General features: G+C 48.1%; 14 protein-coding genes. 6 read left to right on the top strand and 8 right to left on the bottom strand.

Translation table 11 applies throughout. The features are described 5' to 3' along the window. Positions 1–104 precede the first annotated feature (104 nt). From GO755_RS11010 to GO755_RS10990, 5 genes are all read right to left on the bottom strand, one after another. Positions 105–1295: a trans-sulfuration enzyme family protein gene (locus GO755_RS11010; RefSeq protein WP_157584790.1), complete on the bottom strand. Its 1191-nt coding sequence runs from the start codon at positions 1293–1295 to the stop codon at positions 105–107. A gap of 103 nt (positions 1296–1398) precedes the next feature. Then, positions 1399–2466, bottom strand: coding sequence for a sulfite exporter TauE/SafE family protein (locus tag GO755_RS11005; protein ID WP_157584789.1), 1068 nt, complete (start codon positions 2464–2466; stop codon positions 1399–1401). A 171-nt stretch (positions 2467–2637) separates the two neighbouring features. Next, positions 2638–3087 (bottom strand): DoxX family protein, encoded by a 450-nt coding sequence (locus GO755_RS11000; RefSeq protein WP_157584788.1) that lies wholly within the window; start codon positions 3085–3087, stop codon positions 2638–2640. A gap of 75 nt (positions 3088–3162) precedes the next feature. Next, a complete protein-coding gene (locus GO755_RS10995) occupies positions 3163–3747 on the bottom strand; it encodes a Crp/Fnr family transcriptional regulator (RefSeq protein WP_157584787.1) in 585 nt (194 codons plus the stop codon). Between the two features lie 112 nt (positions 3748–3859). Continuing rightward, on the bottom strand, positions 3860–5053 hold the full coding sequence (locus GO755_RS10990) for a S8 family serine peptidase (protein WP_157584786.1): 1194 nt from the start codon (positions 5051–5053) through the stop codon (positions 3860–3862). A 407-nt stretch (positions 5054–5460) separates the two neighbouring features. Here GO755_RS10990 and leuS point away from each other — a divergent pair, with 407 nt between their 5' ends. Continuing rightward, positions 5461–8301 carry a leucine--tRNA ligase gene (leuS, locus tag GO755_RS10985; RefSeq protein WP_157584785.1) on the top strand — a complete coding sequence of 947 codons (2841 nt, stop codon included), beginning with the start codon at positions 5461–5463 and terminating at the stop codon, positions 8299–8301. Positions 8302–8392: 91 nt separating this feature from the next. Here leuS and GO755_RS10980 read toward each other — a convergent pair whose 3' ends face one another. Beyond that, on the bottom strand, positions 8393–9409 hold the full coding sequence (locus tag GO755_RS10980) for an LLM class flavin-dependent oxidoreductase (protein ID WP_157584784.1): 1017 nt from the start codon (positions 9407–9409) through the stop codon (positions 8393–8395). 174 nt (positions 9410–9583) lie between these two features. On the opposite strand from GO755_RS10980, the gene GO755_RS10975 reads away from it, so the two are divergent. From GO755_RS10975 to GO755_RS10965, 3 genes are read left to right on the top strand one after another with little or no spacing between them, the layout of a single operon-like run. Beyond that, complete coding sequence (locus GO755_RS10975; RefSeq protein WP_157584783.1) at positions 9584–10462, top strand: glycerophosphodiester phosphodiesterase family protein; 879 nt, start codon at positions 9584–9586, stop codon at positions 10460–10462. A 51-nt stretch (positions 10463–10513) separates the two neighbouring features. Next, positions 10514–11857 carry an MFS transporter gene (locus GO755_RS10970; RefSeq protein ID WP_157584782.1) on the top strand — a complete coding sequence of 448 codons (1344 nt, stop codon included), beginning with the start codon at positions 10514–10516 and terminating at the stop codon, positions 11855–11857. An 8-nt stretch (positions 11858–11865) separates the two neighbouring features. Continuing rightward, complete coding sequence (locus tag GO755_RS10965) at positions 11866–12891, top strand: zinc-dependent alcohol dehydrogenase (RefSeq protein ID WP_157584781.1); 1026 nt, start codon at positions 11866–11868, stop codon at positions 12889–12891. 48 nt (positions 12892–12939) lie between these two features. On the opposite strand, the gene GO755_RS10960 is transcribed toward GO755_RS10965, so the two are convergent. Both GO755_RS10960 and GO755_RS10955 read right to left on the bottom strand, forming a co-directional pair. Beyond that, a complete protein-coding gene (locus tag GO755_RS10960; protein WP_157584780.1) occupies positions 12940–13584 on the bottom strand; it encodes an NAD(P)-dependent oxidoreductase in 645 nt (214 codons plus the stop codon). Positions 13585–13651: 67 nt separating this feature from the next. Continuing rightward, a complete protein-coding gene (locus tag GO755_RS10955; protein ID WP_157584779.1) occupies positions 13652–14059 on the bottom strand; it encodes an RrF2 family transcriptional regulator in 408 nt (135 codons plus the stop codon). A 123-nt stretch (positions 14060–14182) separates the two neighbouring features. On the opposite strand from GO755_RS10955, the gene GO755_RS10950 reads away from it, so the two are divergent. Then, positions 14183–14599 (top strand): ribosomal maturation YjgA family protein, encoded by a 417-nt coding sequence (locus GO755_RS10950; protein ID WP_157584778.1) that lies wholly within the window; start codon positions 14183–14185, stop codon positions 14597–14599. 134 nt (positions 14600–14733) lie between these two features. Then, complete coding sequence (locus GO755_RS10945) at positions 14734–15552, top strand: peptidoglycan-binding domain-containing protein (RefSeq protein WP_157584777.1); 819 nt, start codon at positions 14734–14736, stop codon at positions 15550–15552. The last annotated feature ends 8 nt before the right edge of the window (positions 15553–15560 follow it).

The raw sequence follows: 15560 nt of genomic DNA, 5'->3' as shown, positions 1-15560 counted from the left end.
AAGTGAAAAGCATTATCCGGACAAATCAGTGAACTCGTAGACCCACTCGCTGAAAACGACATTGCTCGGCTGGTCGATTGCCTGACTGATGAGCTAATTGGTCGTTAAACACCTACTTTTAGCACCTCGGCTGATTTCGCTATTGCCTGAGTGAAGTCTTCGATCAAATCCTCAATCGCTTCCAGACCCACCGAAATCCGGATCAAGCCTGGCGTGATACCTAGCGCGGCTTTTTCTTCAGGTTTCAACTTGGCGTGAGTTGTTGTGTTCGGATTCGTCACAATTGTACGAGAATCGCCTAGATTTGAAGAAAGGGTAGGAATAGTCAATGCATCGAAGAAAGCCTTCACACGATCGAAACCGCCTTCCAGTTCGATGGTTACGATGGCTCCGCCTGCGCTCATCTGCCGTTTGGCCAGATCATATTGCGGGTGAGAGGGAAGGAATGGATATAATACACGCTCAACGTCTGTATGAGTGTCCAGAGCTTCGGCCAGTTGCAGCGCATTGCGGCAATGACGCTCCATACGAAGATCCAGTGTTTCCAGGCTTTTCGACAAAATCCAGGCATTGAATGGCGACAACGATGGGCCTGTATGCCGGGCAAAGAACCGAATCGACTGAATCAAGTCGGCGCGGCCTACTACAATGCCGCCAAGCACCCGGCCTTGTCCATCCATGTATTTAGTGGCCGAATGCACCGACAAATCAGCACCAAAATCAATAGGTGTTTGTAAAATGGGCGTAGCGAAGCAGTTATCTACATTCAGGATGAAGCCATATTTCGCCTTCAGACGAGCCAGCATCCTCAGATCAACTAACTCCAGGCCTGGATTTGAGGGCGTTTCCAGATAAACCATACGCGTATTGGGCTGCATAGCGGCTTCCCATTCTTCTTCAGTGGCAGTCGCATCAACATAGGTGTGCGTAATGCCCCACTTACTGAGAATCTGGGTAATAATCTGATGCGCCGAGCCAAACAAAGCCCGACAGGCAACCAGGTGATCGCCCGATTTCAATAAAGCACCCATACTGGCAAAAACGGCAGCCATGCCTGTTCCCGTTGCAATGCCATCTTCGGCATTTTCCAACATGCAGACCTTCTCGACAAACTCCGTTACGTTGGGGTTCGAGAAGCGTGAATAGATATTACCTTCTTCTGTTTCTTCAAACAGCGCTTTGCCCTGCTCGGCACTTTCGAAGGTAAAACTGGATGTCAGATACAGGGGTACAGAGTGTTCGCGGTTTTGCGATTGCTGCGCCTGGGTACGGATGGCTTTGGTTTGTTTTTGCATATACTAAAAAGTAGTAAGTTGCTAAGTAGTAAGTTATCGAGGAGTGAGTTGTTGACTTGTGAGTTACTTACTACTTAATCACTTGCAACTTGGCAACTTTACTCTAAAAAAACTTAATAATCTTTCGCAAACTTACGAGAATAACCACAATTCCGACTAAAATCATCATGGTCTTGACTGGTAGTTTTTGCGCCAAACGAGCGGCAATAGGTGCGGCAATCATACCACCCAGAATCAGACCCAGAATTACCATACCGTAGTTATCCAAACCGGCATATAAGGCGAACACAACGGAACTGGCAAATGAGACGAAAAATTCGGCTAAGTTGACCGAGCCAATGGTGTAGCGCGGGTGCCGACCAGAGGCAATGAGTGTTGTATTGACAATAGGGCCCCAGCCACCACCGCCAATAGCATCAACAAATCCCCCAAACCAGGCCAACAAGCCAATTTGCCGAACGGGCTTTTTCTTGGTCTGTTTCGCTAAGGCTTTTCGGAGAATTAGAATACCCAGAATAGCCGTGTAAACCGAGATGGCTGGTGATAAGTAGTTCGCTACTACTTCCATATCGGCCAATTTGGTAATCAGAAAGGCGCCTAACGCAGCACCAATAACGCCCGGAATCAGGACAATCTTAAATAACCGACTGTTGACGTTGCCAAATTTAAGGTGCATATAGCCCGACACACCGCTGGTGAAAATCTCGGAGCTGTGTACGCTGGCGGTAGCGAATAATGGACTGATGCCTACACTTGTCAGGAAAGTCGTAGCTGTTACGCCATAAGCCATTCCCAGGGCTCCGTCGATCATCTGGGCCACGAATCCGGCTAAAATGAAGTAAAAAATTTGGGGAGTTAGGTCAATAGAATTGGCAATAACCGTCAGTCGATCCAGTGTGAAGTAGCTGAATAACAGATGTCCTACAACCATTAAGGCGAGAGCCGAAAAAACATAAATGGCAATTTCAGTACGATTCCTGCGTCGGAGTAGAGGGCGAGATGAGCCTGTTTGCACGGTAGCCGCTGGAAAGGCAGCACGCAAAACATTAGCTTGTTTTGCTGCATTCTCTCCTTGAAGACTGATCGTCAGTCCATTAAGGTCGATTTCTGGCTCTGCCAGACTAAATGGAGTGCCTACCGGATCGGTGGTAGAGGCTAGCTGTTGACTCATACAGTATAATGCCTATCGAGTTAATGGAGTATTGTATTTATGAAAAACGGCACGTCAGCGTGCCGCATGTCTTCAAGTCAGCAACGTATATACTGACTTGAAAGTGTCACAAAGATACGTTAGGGATCAGGAAAGATGCAAGGGATTCGTATAAACTACCACACTGATCCATCAGGCCAGTGCTGCATACCAAATCCAGATGATATATACCGGCTGAAATAACAATCGTGACCAGACATACCAGGGTTTGGCTGGTAAGCCTCCTGGTGGGGGAAGGTTATTGACCGCAACGTTAATATTGGCTGGGAATATCACAATCAATAAAATAATTAATCCCCAGGCCGACCAGAAGCGAGTTTCCGAAATCAATAAACCGATGCCTAGTACAAGTTCTGCCACTCCTGACAGCAAAACAAGCAGACGAGCATTTGGTAGAAACTTTGGGATCATGTAGGTAAGCTGTTCCGGTTTTCGGAGGTGAGTCAGACCAATCATCACGAACATAACCGTAGTGGCTAACAACGCATCGTGATGTGGATTAAGCAAATAAGGAGCTTGGGTCAGCCAGCCAATTCCATACAGGATCGACCCAATTGATAATAAACCCAAAAAGAAAGCCATAGCCTTGATACCGTTTGATTTATGGATCAAAGTTCCGGCAGAGGCTGTTGCCATCCACTAACATTTGTTAGGAAATCAAACCTCCCGGCGAATACGGCTTAAGCTTTCGGGCGCAATGCCTAAGTAAGAAGCAAGGTGTCGGACGGGAATTGTCTGCACTAAAACAGGATTTTGTTCCAGTAACTGCACATAGCGTTGCTTGGCATTATTAGTCAGAAACTGTACTTCGCGGCTGGTTTTTCGCAGGAACGCCTGTTCAGCAATTAATCGCCCAATGCGTTCTGCTTTGTGCGATTGGTCGTACAAAGCCAGCAACTTCGTACGACTGAATCGTAACGCCTGGACATCACTTAATGCCTGAACTGTAAACGCAGTAGGTTGGCCGGTGAGAAATGAAGAATAAGCCGAAACGAAGTCATTACTAAAAATAAAATCGAGCGAGATATCTCGTCCATTGTTCGTTAGAAAGAGCCGAACCATGCCCTCGTCGATGTAGTAAATGTATTTTTCAGCCTGACCCGCCTGAATCAGACAATCGTTTTTCTGGTAAGCAACCGACTCAACAATCGTTGAGAAACGGAGCCAGTCGTCGTCGCTCTGCGAAGTTAATAGGTCAAAGCGTTGGCGGAGTCGGTCAATAGCATTGGTAGTTGTTGGCATTGATAGTCAGCTATGGACAGGAGTCGTTACTTGTTGTAAAAATCATCAAATACAATCGTATAACAACAAATGGCAATTCTTGTCTATAGCTGGCTTCAATGATAATAAACGACTATTCCCCTGCCATGGGATCAGGTGTTCCATCGGGATCGCCGGTAACTGTTCCGTGTTTCGGGAACGTGTTCCCCCGAATAAATAATAAACCCGCTACGTGGGGAGCCGCCATAGAAGTTCCGCTCAATATCGCGTATTTTCCACCCATGTAAGTCGAGGTGATGCGGACACCGTAAGCGCATACATCTACACTGCTACCAAAGTTTGAAAACGAAGCAAACTGGTTTCTGCTATCCATGGCCGATACTGTAAATACGTTGGCATTATTTACCCGCGATGGCGAATAATTATCGGCGTTTTTGCTGTCGTTACCTGCCGCAATGGCAAACAAAATACCCGCATTGGCTGCCTGGGTAATTGCCTGGTCGAGCGTCGTTGATGTACTTTCTCCACCCAGACTGAGATTGACAACATCGCCCGCTTTTCCATTTTGTCGGACGTAATTTATTGCCTGAATAATCCCCGACAACCGACCCTCGCCTTCATCGTCCAGAACTCTAAGCGAAACCAGCGTTGCACCCGACGCAATGCCTGTTACGCCGATGCTATTGTTTTTAGCGCCAATAATACCTGCTACGTGGGTGCCGTGTCCATTTTCGTCATCGGCCGAAGTTACTCCACTCACAAAAGATTTACTGCGGCTGACATCTACATTCAGGTCGGGATGATCGAGATCAATGCCTGTATCGATAATCCAGGCTGTTTTCGTGGTTTGGAGGTCGCCCCGTCCGTAACCAGTCTGGCTGATATTCCAGGGTAATGTCGTTGTCGTTGTTACGTCGACGCAGTTGCACATAGACATAATCTGGTCAGGCTCAATCAGTAAGACAGCTGGGTCCTGTTGTAATTTCTGAGACTCACTTTCAGACAGGTGGGCTAGAAAGCTGGTTTGATCACCTGTAGCCAGAACTTCTGCCTGTGAATTGACGACTTCTGCATCCGTAAGAAACTGCTCGACCTGTGCTTCTGAACTGGCAAGACGTGCATTAGGCGATGAACTGACTGCTAAAGCTGGTCGATACGTGACAATATAAGAACCGGCAATAGCAGTCCCATTTGTAGAAGAAGCTTTGACGAGACAGTCGGCTGCAATACTAGTTGGTTCTACACTGCTGTCAATCTGGCAACCAAAAAGGCTAAAGCCGATAAGGGCGACGTTGGTAAGCGTCGCGAACGATAAAAAACGTCGCATGGGTACGTACGAAATAGATAGTTGGAAAAGTATCAATCGTAAAAAGTCATATCATGCGTTGTTTCGGGAGCTGATTCAATTGAGTATACGCAAAAAGCCAGCGGGCCGTTGCGTGTTCTATATAGTAACGATTTTACCACTGATTCAGTGTAATAAGCATCGTTTGCCCTACTGCTGGGAGTGAGGTTTTGGCCATGGACGAAGCGCGGTACAAGTAAAGTTGGGTACAGGAACAGGTGACAATAGTTGATTCATTATGTGTTTATACATTCATCGACTGATTGGTAGGCAAAAGTCTTTGTAATCGGCTATTTTTGCGAGATAATTGAGTAACATGACTGGAATCAGAGTCCGAACCGGTCACATTTAATTGAGCTTATCATGCGGCTCTCAGCCGCACTACTATTATGGCCGACTATAACCACCGCGAGACTGAACAGAAATGGCAACAGTTTTGGGACGATCACCACACTTATAAGCCTGAAGAACATACGAGAAAGGAAAAGTATTACGTCCTTGATATGTTCCCGTATCCGTCTGGGGCTGGCCTGCACGTTGGTCACCCACTGGGGTACATTGCCTCCGACATTGTAGCGCGTTATAAGCGGCTGAAAGGGTACAATGTGCTGCATCCTATGGGCTTCGACTCATTCGGATTACCAGCCGAACAGTATGCGATTCAGACGGGTCAGCACCCGGCTGTCACAACGGAAGAGAACCGTAAGCGATACATTGAGCAACTAAAAAATATTGGTTTTAGCTACGATTGGACCCGGGAAGTTCGAACGTCCGATCCATCGTATTATAAGTGGACGCAGTGGATTTTTATGGAGTTGTTCCGGTCGTGGTACAACAAAGACAACGACCGAGCCGAACCCATTGAAACGCTGCTGGAAAAGTTCGCAACGAACGGCACGACGGACGTCAACGCGGTGTGTGCGGATGATATTCCGACTTTTACGGCTGCTGAGTGGAATGCTATGTCCACACGTGAGTCCTACGAGATAACCTTGAAGTACCGCCTAACCTATCTGGCCGATGCGGTGGTGAACTGGTGCCCGGCTCTTGGTACAGTTCTGGCGAATGACGAAGTGAAGGACGGGGTTTCGGAGCGAGGTGGATATCCTGTTGAACAGAAATTGATGCGCCAGTGGATGATGCGCATCACGGCCTACGCCGACCGCTTGCTGACTGGTTTGGACACCATCGACTGGACCGAATCGCTGAAAGAACAACAGCGCAACTGGATCGGAAAATCGGTAGGAGCTTCCGTTAAGTTTCAGGTTTCAGGTTCTACGTTAAACGTTGATAAAACCAATAAACCTGAACCGTTTATCGAAGTCTTCACAACCCGAGTCGATACCATCTATGGCGTTACATTCATGGTGCTGGCTCCTGAACATGAATTGGCCGATGAGTTAACGACGCCAGAACAGCGCGAGGCCGTTGAAGCCTATGTGAATGCCGCTAAACTACGCTCCGAACGTGACCGTATGGCAGATACGAAAGCTGTGTCTGGCGTATTTACGGGAAGTTACTGCCTTAATCCGTTGAACGACGAGAAGGTGCCGATCTTCCTGGCCGACTATGTATTAGCGGGTTACGGCACGGGTGCGGTCATGGCTGTTCCCTCGGGCGACCAGCGTGACTGGAACTTTGCGACGTACTTTAACTTGCCAATTATCCCAATTCTGGATGCGCAGAAAGACGTTGATCAACAGGCCGATAATACCAAAGAAGGCCACTATATCAACTCGGGGATTATCAATGGCATGACCTACAAAGAGGCTACTGCCACCTTGATTGCATGGCTGGAAGAACGGGGCCTGGGTAAGGGTAAAATCAACTACCGGATGCGCGATGCGGTATTTAGCCGTCAGCGCTATTGGGGTGAACCTGTGCCCGTTTATTTCAAAGAGGGCTTGCCGTATTTGATTGATGAAAGCGACTTGCCGTTGGAATTACCCGCTATTGACAAATACCTGCCTACTGAAACTGGCGAGCCACCACTAGGCCGGGCAGAAGGTTGGAAATATCAACGTGAGTATGAGTATGAATTGAGCACTATGCCCGGTTGGGCGGGTTCATCGTGGTACTGGTACCGCTACATGGACCCAAACAATGACAACGTCTTTGCCAGTAAAGAAGCCATCAATTATTGGCAGAATGTGGATCTGTACATTGGTGGTACTGAACACGCAACAGGCCACTTGCTGTACAGCCGTTTCTGGAACAAATTCATGAAAGATCGGGGATATGTGCCTCAGGAAGAGCCATTCAAAAAGCTCATCAATCAGGGCATGATTCAGGGACGATCAAATTTTGTGTATCGGGTAGCAGGTACAGGACGAGAAGGGGCGCCAGCCATATTTTTGTCGCTGAATCAGATAAACGGCCAAGAGGTGACCCCGCTTCACGTTGATGTCAATATCGTGGAAAATGATGTATTAGATATCGAAGCCTTCAAGAAACTTCGCCCGGATCTGGCCGAAAATGCTGAGTTTATAACCGAGCCAGATGGCCGTTATATTGTTGGTGTGGAGGTTGAAAAAATGTCGAAGTCGAAGTTCAACGTCGTTAATCCCGATACGATTGTCGAGAAATACGGCGCTGATGTATTACGGCTTTACGAAATGTTCCTTGGACCACTCGAACAGGCCAAGCCCTGGAATACCAATGGCATTGATGGTGTGTATCGCTTTATCCGTAAGTTCTGGCGGTTGTTTTATAAGGATAATGCAGACGGCTCAACCAACTGGATTGTTACAGATGAGCAACCCACACCTGCTGAACTGAAAGTTTTGCACAAAACAATTCAGAAGGCCGGGAATGACATTGATGCGTTCTCGTTCAATACGTCGGTAAGTTCATTCATGATTTGTGTGAATGAGCTGGCTACGCTGAACTGCCACAAACGGGCTATTTTACAGGATTTAGTGTTGATATTGTCGCCATACGCACCCCACATTACGGAGGAGCTTTGGGCAGCGTTGGGCAACGAGCCCGGTACAATTTCAAAAGCCGAGTTTCCCAAATTCAACCCGAATTATCTGGTTGAGGATGCCTTCGAATACCCGATTCAGATTAACGGCAAAGTGCGCACAACAATCAGCTTCGCCATCGACCGGGCTCCAACTGAAATCGAACGGGAAGTACTGGCCGATGAAATCGTACAGAAGTGGCTGGAAGGCAAAGCACCTAAAAAAGTGGTTGTCGTACCGAAGCGGATTGTGAATGTAGTGATATAAACGCAGTGGGGTCGGTTTCTCAAAACCGACCCCACTGCGTTTATAGATGTTCTCCGTTTTCACTCGGCAAAGCCAAGCGAAAACTACTTTATCATATTCCAACTGCCTCGGCTTCCCGAGCCGCCAGCGCATCGCGCACTTGAGCTGTCAGCGTGAGAGAATGTTTACGTGCCTCGTGACTATAAATAGGGGCTGAAAGAATTAACTCATTGGCCTGCGTTTGCTCGATAAAACTTGCCAGCGTGCGTTGAATGGTTTTAGGCGATCCTACGGCTGCGTAGCGAAATATCGATTCAATACCCGCTAGCTCATAATCAGGCCAGTGATTTGCCAGATTATCGACGGGTGGTTGCATCTGCCGGGCTTTGCCGCGCCGGATATACAAGAATTGCTGTTGAACGGAGGTAAACAAACGCTCGGCTTCCTGGTCGGTATCGGCGGCAATCACATTAGCGGCTACCATTACGTATGGCTCCTTCAATTGGGCTGATGGTTTAAACTGCGTGCGATACACATACAACGCCCGCATTAATTCAGTTGGGGCAAAATGCGATGCAAAGGCATATGGCAAGCCAAGAATGGCCGCTAATTGTGCCCCAAATAGACTGGAGCCCAAAATCCAGATCGGCACATTCAGGCCATTTCCAGGCACGGCCTGTACAAACTGGCTCGTGTCGTCGGGCTGAAAATAACGCTGTAACTCAACTACATCCTGCGGAAACGTATCGGGGCCAGTTGCATCCCGACGTAGCGCTCGGGCAGTCATCTGGTCGGACCCAGGCGCGCGGCCTAAGCCTAAGTCGATCCGGCCTGGGTAAAGTGATTCCAGTGTTCCAAACTGTTCGGCGATGACCAGGGGGGAATGGTTGGGCAGCATAACACCACCCGAACCTACGCGAATGGTCTTCGTGCCACCAGCCACATAGCCAATTACAACAGAAGTTGCGGCACTGGCAATACCCGGCATATTGTGATGCTCAGCCAGCCAGTAGCGATTGTAGCCCAGTGTTTCAGCGTGTTGGGCAAGATCAAGCGTATTGCGTAGCGCCTGAGTAGCGGTCTCGCCTTCGACAATGGGCGATAAATCCAAAATTGAAAAGGGGATCATACGACGTTGTTATAACGAGTTGCCTTATTTTTACGGCATATAGACCGAAGATTTTTAAGATCATACTAAATCATATTGACCATAAGAATTCGCGTTCTATTACCTGTGTCAACAATAGGCTTTATCAGAACGGTTCCTGCTTAATAGCCTACAGTTAATTTATCATCAACCAGAATGATCACAAAACAACTTATCGTACTTGGCCTCAGCGTCGGCCTGATTACCTGCTCCCCCAAAACCTATACCAATACTTCCTCTGGTAAAGGGCCTGATTTCTTTAGCTACAAACCCAATCAGGAAGCAAAGATTTCGGTGCATCGGGGTGGGGGCGACTTGAAAGGGTATCCCGAAAATTGCATCGAATCGTTTGCCTATATGGCCAAAAACCTTGGCACATCCACGCGGCCGGTCATCATTGAATGCGACATTGACCTGACCAAAGACAGCGTTATGGTGATGATGCACGACGCCACCCTCGACCGCACGACTACCGGCACCGGCAAACTAATTGATAAGGCATATGCCGAACTGAGCGCTTACCGGTTGGAAGACAATATGGGGAACGTGACACCATACAAAATTCCGACGCTGGAAGAGGTCCTGCGCTGGGGAAAAAACAAGGCGACCTTCACGCTCGATGTCAAGCGGAACGTATCATTTGCGAAAGTGGTGGACATGGTTCACAAAACGGGAATGGGTGCCTACGCAGCCGTTATCACTTATAACGCTCAGGACGCGGCCAAAATCAATCAGCTCGACCCGAACCTGATGATTTCGGTGACAATTCGCAATCAGGCTGAATACGACCGTCTGCACGAACTAGGCGTTCCCGACAATCGGATGGTGGCCTTTGTTGGGGTGAAAGAGCCGGATGCCGCGCTGTACAAATTTCTGCACGACAAAGGTATTGCCTGTATTTTGGGAACGCTGGGCAATTTAGATAAACAAGCGGCTGCTAAAGGGGATCAGGTATATAAAACATTTGTCCAAAATGGGGCCGATATCATGTCAACAGACAGGCCGCTGGAAATGGCGAAGGTGCTCTATAGGTAGGTTCCTGGTTTAGACTACTTACCTAATCTACCTTAGCTTGACTTAATTTTCATGACTACTACTTACCGGTGGCGAATCATCGCGCTGCTTTTCCTGGCGACAACAATTAATTACGTAGATCGGCAGGCGCTGTCATTCGTTATGACAGATGGTGCTTTTAAACGAACTATCCTGGGTTTATCGCCGGGTGCCCTGCTGACAGATGAATACCTGAAACAGTTTCGGATTCAGATGGGACTTGTCGACTCGGCTTTTAAAGCGACTTATGCCATTGGCTTTCTGCTGATTGGCTGGCTCATTGACCGGGTGGGCACGAAAAAAGGGTTTTCCATCGGTATTGCCGTCTGGAGTGTTGCCAGTATTGCGTCCGGGTTTATCTCGACCGTCGGGCAATTTGCTGTTGTACGGGCTGTGTTAGGACTTGGCGAAGCGGCCAACTTCCCTTCGGCGATGAAGGCGATTGCCGAGTGGTTTCCGAAACGGGAGCGTTCCACGGCTACCGGCATCCTGAATGCAGGCTCTAATATGGGAGTTATTACGACAGCCTTGCTGGTCCCTTTTCTGATGGAACAGTTTGGCTGGCGGGGTGCCTTCCTGATTTCGGCGGTTTTGGGCGTGCTGATGCTCGTAATCTGGTGGACTAGTTATTCAACGCCCGAATCGACGCAAGCGCTTTCTGCCACTGAATACAATTATATAACAGAAGGGCGGGCCATTGCCGACAAATCTGAACATCAACCTCAGTTCTCCTGGCTTCAGTTAAGTCGGTACCGGCAAACCTGGGCGTTTTGTTTTGGCAAGATATTCGCCGATCCTGTCTGGTTTTTTTATCTCACCTGGCTCCCCGACTTTCTGCTAACCAACAACCAACTAGACCGGAAACTGGACTTGAAAAACTTCGGTATTCCGTTTCTGATTATTTATGTGGTGTCTGATATTGGGAGTATTTTCTTTGGTTGGCTGGCCACAAAACTCATGGAAAACGGTTGGACCGAAAACAAGGCGCGCAAACTAACGATGCTGATCTGCGCGCTCTCGGTCACACCCATTTATTTGATTCCATCCGTACATAGTTTTGCTGGCGTTGTCGCCTTACTGGCATTGGCTACAGCCGCCCATCAGGGTTGGTCGACCAATGTGTATGCGATGTCCACGACGCTCTTTCCTCAAGGCTCAGTCGCTACGGCTACTGGCATGGGTGGTTTTCTGGGTGGCATGATCAGTATGGTCGTGGCAGCTGCCACCGGCTATATCGTGGCGACCTTCGGCTATACGCCTATGTTTATTTTTGCGAGTAGTTCGTATTTGATTGGCCTGCTTGTTATTCACCTGGTTTTGCCTGCCCTGCGGCCAATTGAGATAGTTCACGAACGAACGAGTGTCATCGTCGAATAAACAATGCAATGAGCGATATTGGAACGTCTATGCAGGCCGGTTTACTAACCGCAGCCCGATCTATTGGGATTCAGCAACGGCCCATTCCAGAGCCAGGTCCCGGTGAAGTTCGACTGAAAATGAAACTGGTTGGTATCTGTGGTTCCGATGTATCCATTTTTCAGGGCCATCGTCCCGATCTGAAATTCCCGTTGATTATTGGTCATGAAGGTATCGGTTATGTTGATAAGCTCGGCGATGGGGTAAGCCACTTACAACCCGGCGAACGCGTCGTGATTGAACCGAATTATCCGTGCGGTCACTGTGACTATTGTTGGCAGGGACGCGGCAATATCTGCATCAATAAGCGCATTATTGGCGTGCTGGAAACCGGCTGTTTTGCCGAGTATGCTGTAATTTCCGCCAATTTCGCCTGGCGAATTCCTGATACAATCAGCGATGAGGATGCCGTTGTGATTGAGCCAACGGCTGTCGCGTTGCATACGTTGTATTCATCACCCGCCCGTCCGGGCGATACAATTGCCGTTGTTGGCCTGGGTGCTATCGGCCTGTTGGTTACGCATCTGGCGCAGAAAATGGGCTATACCGTTCTGGCCTACGACCGCGTTCAGGAAAAGGTAAATCTGGCCTCAAGCTATGGCGCGATACCCATTTCTGCCGATGCTACTACGGCCCTGATTGCTGCCATCTGGAAAGGAGCAAATGTGCATACCGTCTTTGAGTGCGCGGGTGCAGCTCCGGCATTCACGCTATCGGTAGAGGCCGCTCCACGTGGCGCTTATGTGGTTGTAGCGGGCCTATCCGACAAACCCAGCGCGATTACCGAGTTTGGTATGACACGGCAGGGCATCAATATTATCACCTCGATCATTTATCAACATCCCGTTGATTTCCGGCGAACGATTGGGTTGATTGAAACCGGCTTTATACAGCCAGGGCGCATTATCTCGGCGCGGGAATCCTTCAGTAATTTGCCTTCGGCCATTGAAGTTGCCTGTGCGGGTCAGCACGCCAAGATCGTGCTGACTTTATAAGGAAAATCTCCCGAAAGGTTGAACCTTTCGGGAGGTTCTTGAAATAGATTAATATCCCAGCGTAAACCGCTTCTGAATAAACTGTGGTTGCTCAATTTCATCCAGAACAGCTACGGCTAAGTCAGTTACCGAAATTGTACTTTCTCCTTTTTCGTTAAAAACAGGCTGGTCGGTGCCTAGGCGGAAGGTGCCTGTGCGTTCGCCGGGGACCAGCATAATGGCTGGGCTTAGGAACGTCCAGTCGAGGGTTGTGTTTTGGCGTAGTTCATTCAGGTAATCACGGGCGGCTGTCGCACCTGCTTTCCACTCGGCCGGAAATTGGGGCGTATCGACCAACTGAACGCCCGGAGCGGCTTCCAGACTACCAGCACCACCAACAACCAGTAACCGACTAACACCCGCCTGTTGGGTACCTTTTTCGATGGCTATTGATCCCTTTAAAAAGTCATCGTATAGATTCGGGTTTGTCCAACCCGCATTGTAAGCACTCAGGACAGCATCATGGCCCGCCACGAGTTCAGCTACCTGATCGGCATCTTCGGCATCACCCTGCTTGATGGTAAGTTTTGGGTCTTTAACCGTGATTTTTTCTGGATGGCGTACGATAGCCGTTACGTCATGACCGCGTTGTAAGGATTCAGTAAGGAGGGCTGAGCCGACAAAGCCTGAAGCACCAATAATTGCCAGTTTCATAGAGATAATTGGTTGATTAAGATTAATTTATTGTAATAAAATTTGTTACAGTTTTGGGTAAAAAAAATTAGTCGAACCGACGACTAAAACTATCTAGTGTACTATCGCCCAACTGTTGAATCAGGGCGTTTTCGGCTTCTTCATACAGCGTATCTAAATGCTTATTGATCTGCTTTCCAACGGGGCAATCGGGGTTGGGTATGTTTCGGGATGTACCCAGAAAAGCTCCCTGACGCGTAGCCAGGAAAACATCGGATACCCGGATTTGACTGGCTGGTTTAGCCAGCATACTGCCCCCGTTTTTACCCTCCCGGCTGATGACTAAGCCTTTGTTTCGCAGGTTGCTGAGCTCCTTCCGGACGAGTACCGGATTGATATTGACACTCGACGCCAGGAAGTCAGACGTTACCCATTCTCCATTGGCTTTGGCCAACAGAGTTAAGATGTGCATCGATATGGCAAATCGTCCGTTCATAACTGTTCTGTTTATTGTTACAGATTTATTGAAGCAAAAATTCCCATGAGCATGAAATTAGTTTGTATAGCCAATGTTTCCTGATAAACTTGTTCTCGTTTTTACACCTCGTATAAAGCACTAATGCCTTTCAAGCGAAACCGAATTATTTATGGGTTATTAATGATAGGCACTCTCTTTCTGGGATTGGCTTCCAGGTATTTACTGGGAGAAATTGTATTTGTGAGAGCCTATGTTGGCGATGTGCTGTGGGCACTGATGGTCTATTTTGGTTTTGCCACGCTGTTCAACCATAGGTCTGCCAGAACGATTGGATTAGCTACATTACTATTCTCTTTTGGCATCGAAATTAGTCAATTGTACCATGCTTTATGGATTGATAACCTGCGGGCTACACGCCTGGGTGGTCTGGTGCTGGGCTTTACGTTTGTGTGGAGTGATCTAGTCTGTTATAGTATTGGAGTTGGAATTGGCTGGGTAATTGAAACGTATTTGATCCCGGACCATTACAAACTTAATGACACACCGGCCTCAGAATGACTACTAATTGATTGCTGCACCATTCGCTCAAAAGTTTAGGCTTGATTAAGCAGGGTTTCATAGATTGATTCACAATCCACACGCTGCCATAACTTGTGCGAAATGAGTTGGCGCAATTAACAAAATCTATTCCCATGCAAAAGACCTCATTTCAAAATGAACTGACCATTAGTGCTATACAGCAACGAAATGGAACGACGAATACTAAGAAAGATGTCCGTAAAATCCAGTCCTGGCTTACGCTTTTCTCCCTGTCGAATCCTGGTTTAGCAACGGCCACTGGTATTGATGGCGATTTCGGAAAGGCAACTGAACTGGCGGTTAAAAATTTCCAGAAAGCAAAAGAAGTAGCTCAAACAGGCATCGTCGATCAGTCGACGTTCGATCTGCTGGTGGCTCCCATGCGGGCTGCTTTCCTGACAAATGGCGTTGGCAATGGGTTACGGGAACTTGTCATAAATACGGCACACAACCACTTATTAAATCGCCCATTTGAGTTGGTTGTCGATCAGGAGCCCAATTCTGGTCCCTGGGTACGAGCCTATATGGATGGTAATGAGGGGGCGGAATGGCTCTGGTGTATGGGTTTTGTGCAGACGATTATCGACCAGGCGGCTTCTCAACTCGGAAAAAGCTTTAAGAAACTGATGCCATTAACCTATAGCTGCGATACGGTTGGTACCACTGGTTTACAAAAAGGAATTCTGTTTAGATATACCCAGATACGCAATGACCCGTCGCTGGTGAAACCGGGCGATATTTTTCTCCTGCAAAAATCCCCTAACGACTGGGTACACGCCGGTATTATTTCGGGTATAGACGATGATGTCTTTGAAACAATTGAGGGAAATACCAACGATGGCGGATCGAACAATGGCAATGCTGTACTGAGCCGGGTACGGAATTTCAGAAAGTCAAAACTCGATGTGTTTTCTATTGAAAGTCTGGTATAAACCTGCTT

The sequence above is a fragment of the Spirosoma arboris genome, assembly GCF_009754945.1.
Lineage (GTDB): Bacteria > Bacteroidota > Bacteroidia > Cytophagales > Spirosomataceae > Spirosoma > Spirosoma arboris.
Note: the sequence above shows the minus strand (reverse complement) of the source record. Positions and strands in the feature narration are given on the sequence as shown.